8 protein-coding genes are annotated in these 7,423 nt (G+C 66.9%); 3 read left to right on the top strand and 5 right to left on the bottom strand.

The genetic code is table 11. From position 1 onward, the window contains the following. The 5 genes from pepN to H0W38_RS12245 form a co-directional block, all read right to left on the bottom strand. The coding region (pepN, locus tag H0W38_RS12265; protein WP_292454377.1) for an aminopeptidase N at positions 1–2,558 on the bottom strand (2,558 nt) is incomplete at its 3' end. A gap of 14 nt (positions 2,559–2,572) precedes the next feature. After that, positions 2,573–3,022 (bottom strand): type II toxin-antitoxin system VapC family toxin, encoded by a 450-nt coding sequence (locus tag H0W38_RS12260; RefSeq protein ID WP_292454376.1) that lies wholly within the window; start codon positions 3,020–3,022, stop codon positions 2,573–2,575. Further along, entirely contained in the window at positions 3,012–3,254 is a 243-nt protein-coding gene (locus tag H0W38_RS12255) for a hypothetical protein (protein ID WP_292454373.1), read from the bottom strand. The genes H0W38_RS12260 and H0W38_RS12255 overlap by 11 nt, the downstream gene beginning before the upstream one ends. 61 nt (positions 3,255–3,315) lie before the next feature. Continuing rightward, positions 3,316–4,420, bottom strand: a protein-coding gene (gene prfB, locus H0W38_RS12250; protein ID WP_292454371.1) for a peptide chain release factor 2 whose coding sequence is annotated in 2 segments (ribosomal slippage) — positions 3,316–4,338 and positions 4,340–4,420 — 1,104 coding nt in all. Because the reading frame shifts where the segments join, the coding sequence is not laid out codon by codon here. A gap of 178 nt (positions 4,421–4,598) precedes the next feature. After that, complete coding sequence (locus H0W38_RS12245; RefSeq protein WP_292454368.1) at positions 4,599–5,540, bottom strand: alpha/beta hydrolase; 942 nt, start codon at positions 5,538–5,540, stop codon at positions 4,599–4,601. A gap of 107 nt (positions 5,541–5,647) precedes the next feature. Here H0W38_RS12245 and H0W38_RS12240 point away from each other — a divergent pair, with 107 nt between their 5' ends. The 3 genes from H0W38_RS12240 to H0W38_RS12230 form a co-directional block, all read left to right on the top strand. Next, positions 5,648–6,346 carry a WbqC family protein gene (locus tag H0W38_RS12240; RefSeq protein WP_292454365.1) on the top strand — a complete coding sequence of 233 codons (699 nt, stop codon included), beginning with the start codon at positions 5,648–5,650 and terminating at the stop codon, positions 6,344–6,346. Next, the gene (locus H0W38_RS12235) at positions 6,343–7,014 is read left to right on the top strand and encodes an acetyltransferase (RefSeq protein WP_292454362.1); all 672 of its coding nucleotides are present in this window, start codon (positions 6,343–6,345) and stop codon (positions 7,012–7,014) included. Before H0W38_RS12240 ends, H0W38_RS12235 begins: the two co-directional genes overlap by 4 nt. 123 nt (positions 7,015–7,137) lie before the next feature. Next, positions 7,138–7,423: aminotransferase class I/II-fold pyridoxal phosphate-dependent enzyme (locus H0W38_RS12230; protein WP_292454379.1), on the top strand; the 286-nt coding region annotated here is incomplete at its 3' end.

Below are 7,423 nucleotides of genomic sequence, written 5' to 3'. Positions count from 1 at the left end.
TGCGGGTTGATGGCATCGACCTCGATCACGCGGTCTGCCCAGAACACGTAGCCCGCCGCATCGCGGCGGTGGAACGCCGCCGGGTTGGACAGGCACACCACCGCCAGCACGCTGCGCGCGCGGTTGGGGTTCTTCAGCGAGAAATCGGGATGCTGCAGCAGCGCCTTGGCGCGGGCGAACACCTTGCCCGCGTGCTCGCTCACCGGCTCGCTGGCGCTGGCCTGCAGTGCGAACCACTTGTCGATGACCAGCGCCTCGCCCTTGAACATGGCGTGGAAGCGCTCCAGCGCGGGCTCGGCCAGCGCCGCATGAGCGTGCACCAGCGCGGCGAGGGCGCCGAAGCGGTCGGTCATGTTCGACGCGTCCTTGAAGCGCTGGTAGGCGCGGCCGGGCCAGACCGCATCGCCGCTCGTCTGTGCATCGAGCACCAGCATTGCCAGCGCGAGGTTGGCGAGTGCGCGCTGGCCGCTGCTCGCGGCGTCCGGCACATAGCCGCCGGCCGGCTGATGCGCCTCGAAGGCTGCGACCCAGTCGTCGTACAGCGCACGCGCGAGCTGGCGGCGCATGGCTTCGCGCAAGGCGTGCATTCTTTGCGGGTCGATCTCCTGCCCGAGTTGCTCGCTGAGCTGCGTTTCGCTCGGCAGCGTGAGCACGAGTTCCTTGAAGGCGGGGTCGAGATCGGGATGGCGCAGCACGGCGCGCATGGCGTCGGTGAACGCGGCATCGAGCGTCAGTTCGGCCCCGTCGCGGGCAGCAGCCAGCAGTCGGCTCGCGGCGAGCTTCTGGCCGGCCTCCCAGCGATTGAACGGGTCGCCGTCGTGGGCGAGGAGGATGAGCAGCTGCGCATCGCTCAGGCCCGCTTCCAGCACCACCGGTGCCGAAAAGCCGCGCAACAGCGAGGGCACCGGTTCGGCATCGACATTGACGAAGGTGTAGTACTCGTGCGGCTTGTCGAGTACGAGCACTCGCTCCCCGGCCGGCTGGCCGGTCGTCGGGTCGAGCACGGGTGCAGCCTCGCCTTCCAGCTGCAGCGGCAGCGCACTGCCGTCCTGCGTCACCAAGCCCATCGCCACGGGGATCACATACGGCTGCTTCTCGGTCTGCCCCGGCGTGGTGGCGGGGTGTTGCAGCAGTTCGAGCGTGTAGCTGCGGCTCGGCGCGTCGTAGCGGCTGCGCGCGGTGAGACGCGGCGTGCCGGCCTGCGCGTACCAGCGCTTGAAGGCGTCGAGCCGCTCGGCCAGCATGCTGGCGGGGTTGGCATCGGCGATGGCCTGCGCGAAGTCGTCGCATGTGACCGCCTGGCCGTCGTGCCGCTCGAAGTAGAGCGTCATGCCGCGTGCGAATCCTTCGCGTCCGACCAGCGTGTGCATCATGCGCACGACCTCGGCACCCTTTTCGTACACGGTGGCGGTATAGAAGTTGTCGATGGCCTGGTAGGCGTCAGGGCGCACCGGGTGCGCCATCGGGCCGGCGTCTTCCGGGAACTGCACCTGGCGCAGCGTGCGTACGTCCTCGATGCGCTTGACCGCGCGGGCCGAGGCGCTGCCGGCCATGTCCATCGAGAATTCCTGGTCGCGAAAGACCGTGAGGCCTTCCTTGAGCGAGAGCTGGAACCAGTCGCGGCAGGTCACGCGGTTGCCGGTCCAGTTGTGGAAGTACTCGTGGCCGACCACGCTCTCGATGTAGGCGAAGTCGGTGTCGGTGGCCGTGGCGGCGTTGGCCAGCACAAACTTGGTGTTGAAGATGTTGAGGCCCTTGTTCTCCATCGCGCCCATGTTGAAGTCGCTGACCGCGACGATCATGAAGCGCTCCAGGTCCAGCGGCAGGCCGAAGCGCGCCTCGTCCCAGGCGACCGAGGCGATGAGCGAGTTCATCGCGTGCTCGGTCTTGTCGAGATCCCCCGCGCGCACGTAAACCTGCAGCAGGTGGTCCTTGCCGGAGCGTGAGCGGATGCGCTGCTCGCGAGCCACGAGGTCGGCGGCGACCAGCGCGAACAGGTAGCTCGGCTTGGGGAAGGGATCGCTCCACACCGCGTAGTGCCGGCCGCCTTCGAGCAGGCCCTGCTCGAGCAGGTTGCCGTTGGAAAGCAGCACCGGGTATTTCTTCGCGTCCGCCTTGAGCGTCACCTTGTAGACCGCCATCACGTCCGGGCGATCCAGGTAGTAGGTGATGCGCCGAAAGCCCTGCGCCTCGCACTGCGTGAAGAAGCCGCCGGCCGAGGTGTACAGGCCCGAGAGCTGGGTGTTCTTCGCCGGTGCGCAGGTGCTGCGCAGCTCCAGCGTGAAGCGGCCCTCAGGCGGGTTGTCGATGACCAGGCATTGACCTTCGACCCTGAACGACACGCTCTCGCCGTTGGCCAGCACGCGGCTCAGGTTGACATCTTCGCCGTCCAGGCGCAGCGGCTGCGGCGGCACGTCGGCGTTGCGCTCGACCTCCATGCGGTTGATGACGAGCGTCTTGGCCGGATCGAGGTCGAACGTCAGGTCGACGCTCCGGATCCAGAAGGCCGGCGCGAGGTAATCCTCGCGGCGGACGATGGGGGCGGTGCCTTCGCGCATGGTGTGGCTCGATTTCAGAAGAGATGGACGCGCAGCTTGGCCTTGCGAGCAGCCGTCGCGAGTTGACGATCGGCGGTGGCGATATCCGTGGCGCCGTGTTGAAGCGCGCATGCGAGGTGCAGCGCGTCGAGCGTCGCCAGCGGCGCGCCGAGATGGAGGATCAAGTCGCTTGCCTTGGAGAAGATGTCGGCACCGAACTCGATCAGGCTCCAGCCCCCGGCGGAAACATCGGATAGGAAGCGCTGGCGTATCGCGCCCATCTGCGACAGCGTCAACTGCTTGCCGCGCACCCGCCGTTGCAGGACGCCCGCGAACTCTGTGCCGCCGAGGGGACAGATCAGCATGTCGAATTCGCAGCCCGCGCAAAACTCGTCGAAGGCGTCGCTCCCCGCTTCGCGGACGTAGCGCTTGACCAGCGCGCTGGTGTCGATGTAGCAGCCACTGCCCGGCGCCTCAGCTGCCACGGCGATCGCGATCCTCGCGGATCAGTTGTTCGACCGGCGTCGTCATCATCGGCATGGTTTCCCGAAATGCCTTCAAAGACGGAAGTTTCGGGCGGCGTTGCTTCGGTTCGACCGGAAGCAGCCGCGCGATGGGCTTGCCGTTGGACACGAGAAGGACTTCTCCTTCGCGCGCCAGCGTCTCTTGTAGCTGCGGTGTGGACTGCCTCAGCTCCCTGACGTTCATGGTTTTCATGGTCGCTCCTCAGACGCCGAGTGTCACGCATTCTACGCGGCGTGACACGCGGCGTCGCAGGTCAAACACCCTGCTTCAAGCTGGCCTCGATGAAGGCATCCAGGTCGCCATCCAGCACCTTCTGCGTGTTCGAGATCTCCACATTGGTGCGCAGGTCCTTGATGCGGCTCTGGTCCAGCACGTAACTGCGAATCTGGTGCCCCCAGCCCACGTCGGTCTTGCTGTCTTCGAGCTTTTGCTGCGCGGCCATGCGGATGCGCATCTCGTGCTCGTACAGGCGCGAGCGCAGCATCTGCCAAGCCTCGTCCCGGTTGCGGTGCTGCGAGCGGTCGTTCTGGCACTGCACGACGATGTTGGTCGGGATGTGCGTGAGCCGCACCGCCGAGTCGGTCTTGTTGATGTGCTGGCCGCCGGCGCCGGAAGCGCGGTAGGTGTCGGTGCGCACGTCGGCGGGGTTGATCTCGATCTCCAGCGTGTCGTCGACCTCGGGGTACACGAACACGCTGGCGAACGACGTGTGACGCCCGCCGGACGAGTCGAACGGGCTCTTGCGCACGAGGCGGTGCACGCCGGTTTCGGTGCGCAGGTGGCCGAAGGCGTAGTCGCCCTCGATCTTGAGCGTGGCTGAGCGGATGCCGGCCACGTCGCCCTCGGTTTCTTCCATGACCTCGACCTTGAAGTCCTTGCGCTCGGCATAGCGCAGGTACTGGCGCATGAGCATCTGCGCCCAATCGCAGGCCTCGGTGCCGCCGGCGCCGGCCTGGATGTCCAGGAAGCAGGGCATGGGGTCGGCCGGGTTGTTGAACATGCGCCGGAATTCGAGCTGCTCGACCTGCGCGGCCAGCGCGGCGGTTTCAGCCTCGATGGCCTTCAATCCATCGACATCGGACTCCTCCTTGCTCATCTCGTAGAGCTCGGCGTTGTCGGACAGGTTGCGCTCCAGCGAGGCGATCGACTCGACCACCGCCTCCAGCGACTTCTTCTCGCGGCCCAGCGACTGGGCGTTCTTGGGATCGTTCCAGACCGTCGGGTCTTCGAGCGCGGCGTTGACCTCGCTCAGGCGGCGCGATTTTTCATCGTAGTCAAAGATACCCCCGGAGCGCTTGGGTGCGCTGGCGCAGATCGTCGAGCTGCGTGCCGAGGGCGTTGATGTGTTCGATGTCCATGACCGATCCTTCGTGTTCGAGTGCCGGCGTGGGGGTGGGCCGGGCGAAGCGACGATTTTCTCATGGGCTCTTGCAGACGAGGGCGAAGCGGCGGCCTCAGAACGTCACACGGCAACGTTTCAGTTTGCGGGTGCCTTGCTTCGCAACGGCTGCCGCGTTCGGCCTCGCAGGCAAGGCCTCAGGCCGTTTCGAGAAAACGATCGATGTGAGCGGCCAGTTGCTCGGGCTGATCGTGGTGCAGCATGTGGCCTGCGTCTTCGAGGATTACCCGCTCGACCCTGGGCACGACCTTCAGCCGCGCCTCGAATTCGCTGCGCGGATAGCGGTCACCCCAGTACTTGGCCACGTCGGTCTGGCGGCCTTCGACCCACAGCACGGGCGCTGCGATGCGCGCCCAGCAGGCCAGTGCCTCCTCGGCGCGGTACAGCACCGGGTTGGCCCGTTTGTGAGCCGGGTCGCCTTGAATGACCCAGCGGCCGGTCGCCTCGTCCCGACTCGACCAGTGCGGCGCGAGCCACGCGGCCCGCTCGGCGGTGAGGCGCGGGTTGTTGCGGCGCAGGCGTTCTGCTACTTCGTCCACGCTGGCGTAGTCGCGCAGGCGCTGGGGCTGCTTGAGCTCGTCGAGCCAGGCCGTGTAGCGCTTCGGCGCCAGTGTGGCCGGGCCGTTCGGCAGGCCGAAACCTTCCAGGTTGACCAGCCGGCGCACGCGCTCGGGCCGCACGCCGGCATAGAGCATCGCCACGTTGGCACCCATGCTGTGGCCGAGCAGATCGACGGACTGGTCGGGCGAAAGCTCGTCGAGCAGGGCGTCGAGGTCGGCGAGGTAGTCGGGAAACCAGTAAGTGTCGGTGCCGGCGTGCGGCTCGGTGAGGCCGAAGCCGCGCCAGTCCAGGGCGATGATGTGGCGCTCTTGCTGCAGGGCATCGACGAGAAACTGGAACGACGCGGCCACGTCCATCCAGCCGTGCGCCAGGACGAGGGCAGGACGCTGCGGCGTGACCAGCCCCGAACCGCCCCACGTCAGCAAGTGCAAGCGCAGGCCACGCACCGTTGCGAAGCGGCTGGTCGGCAGCCGTGCCGGGCGATGGGCTGGATCGGGACGGGGAGCAGAAGCGGTCACGGCGGGGGTCATGGAGGCAGCGGGTCCGCATCATCGCAGGCCGTTTCCTGGAATACTGGCCGTCCCCGGCATCGGGGTCCCAGCAGGAGTGTCGGTCGGCGAACACCATGACGAAGAAGCTTGCGATCCTGCAGTCGAACTACGTGCCCTGGCGCGGCTACTTCGATTTGATCGCCGCCGTGGACGAGTTCATCGTGTACGACGAGGCGCAGTACACCAAGCACGACTGGCGCAACCGCAACCTGATCAAGACACCGCAGGGTCCGCAATGGCTGACCGTGCCGGTGAAGAACAAGGGCCTGCTGGGGCAGACGGTGCGGGCTGCCGAAATCGAAGGCACCGCCTGGGCTCCCAAGCATTGGCGCAGCCTGGAGGCGAACTACCGGCGGGCGCGTCATTTCGACGAGGTGGCCGCCGTGCTGCAGCCCATCTATCTCGCGCAGGACCACCGGCAGCTCGCGGTGTTGAACCGCCGGCTCATCGATCTTGTCTGCGGTTATCTCGGCATCGCCACCCGCATCACCGACGCCTGCGACTATGTGCTCGAGGGCGACCGGACCGGGCGCCTGGTGGCACTGTGCGAACAGGCCGGTGCGACGCTCTACCTGTCAGGGCCGGCAGCCAGGGCTTATCTCGATGAGCGGCGCTTCGCCGAGCGCGGCATCGGCGTGCAGTGGTTCGACTACGAGGGCTATGCCGACTACCCGCAGCTCTGGGGGCCGTTCAGCCGCCGGGTTTCGGTGCTCGACCTGATGTTCAACTGCGGCCCGCAGGCCGCGCACTACCTGAGGCACGCAAAGCCATGAAGAAACGCCTGGTCGTCTTCGGCCTCGGTACTTACTCCGAACTGGCGCACCACTACTTCGGCAGCGGCAGCGGCAGCGAGTACGAGGTGGAGGCGTTCGCGGTCGATGCGGCCTTCGTCACCGGGGACGCATTCTGCGGCCGGCCGGTGCTGGCGTGGGAGGAGGCGCTTCGCGCATTTCCCTGCGCGACGCACGAGATGTTCATCGGCATCGGCTATTCGCGCGTCAACCGTTTGCGCAGGGAGAAGTACTTGCTCGCCAAGGAAGCCGGTTATCGGCTGGCCAGCTATGTGCACCCGACGGCCTCCATTGCACCCAACGCCCGGCTCGGCGACAACGGCCTCGTTCGCGAGAACGCCACGATTGGCCCTTTCGTCTCGATCGGCGACAACGTCTTCATCGGCCCGGCCGTCTGCGTTTCGCATCACACGGTGATCGAAAGCCACTGCTACCTCGCCCCCGCGGTCGTCCTGTGCGGTTCGGTGCACGTTGGCGAGGCTTGCTTCATCGGCGCGAATGCCACGCTCAAGGACAAGCTGAAGATCGGCGCGGACTGCGTGATCGGCGCCGGAGCGGTCGTCCTGTCGGATTGCGAGGCGGGCGGCATCTACCGGGCCGAATCCGCCCGGCGCAGCGAAGGGCGGAGCTCGCAGTTCGCCCGGTTGTGAAGACGGGCCACGCAGCGCGCATCTGACCAGCGGCCTGCGGAACCCGCCATCGTTCGCCCTCGAGGAGATCGGCCCGTGATCCCTTTCAACCGCCCCCACCTGACCGGCCGCGAGTTCGCCTACATGGCCGAGGCGCACGCCCACGGCATGCTGGCCGGCGACGGGCCTTTCACCCAGCGCTGCCATGAACGGCTTCAGGCGCTGCTCGCGGTGTCCAAGGCGCTGCTCACCCACTCCTGCACCGCAGCCCTGGAGCTCGCCGCGCTCCTGACCGATCTCCAGCCGGGCGATGAAGTGCTCATGCCCTCGTACACCTTCGCATCGACCGCCAACGCTTTCGTGCTGCGCGGCGCGGTGCCGGTGTTCGTGGATATCCGGCCCGACACGCTCAACCTCGACGAGACGCTGA

This window comes from Methylibium sp. (genome assembly GCF_013817365.1).
In the GTDB taxonomy this organism is placed as follows: domain Bacteria; phylum Pseudomonadota; class Gammaproteobacteria; order Burkholderiales; family Burkholderiaceae_C; genus Methylibium.
The sequence above is the reverse complement of the archived record's forward strand: the minus strand, read 5'-3'. Positions and strand labels throughout refer to the sequence as shown.

What these genes read in the sequence shown, in the direction of transcription:
- H0W38_RS12255 (WP_292454373.1), bottom strand. Translation starts at nt 3,254, where the DNA reads ATGAAAACCATGAACGTCAGGGAGCTGAGGCAGTCCACACCGCAGCTA.
- H0W38_RS12240 (WP_292454365.1), top strand. Translation starts at nt 5,648, where the DNA reads ATGACGAAGAAGCTTGCGATCCTGCAGTCGAACTACGTGCCCTGGCGC.
- H0W38_RS12235 (WP_292454362.1), top strand. Translation starts at nt 6,343, where the DNA reads ATGAAGAAACGCCTGGTCGTCTTCGGCCTCGGTACTTACTCCGAACTG.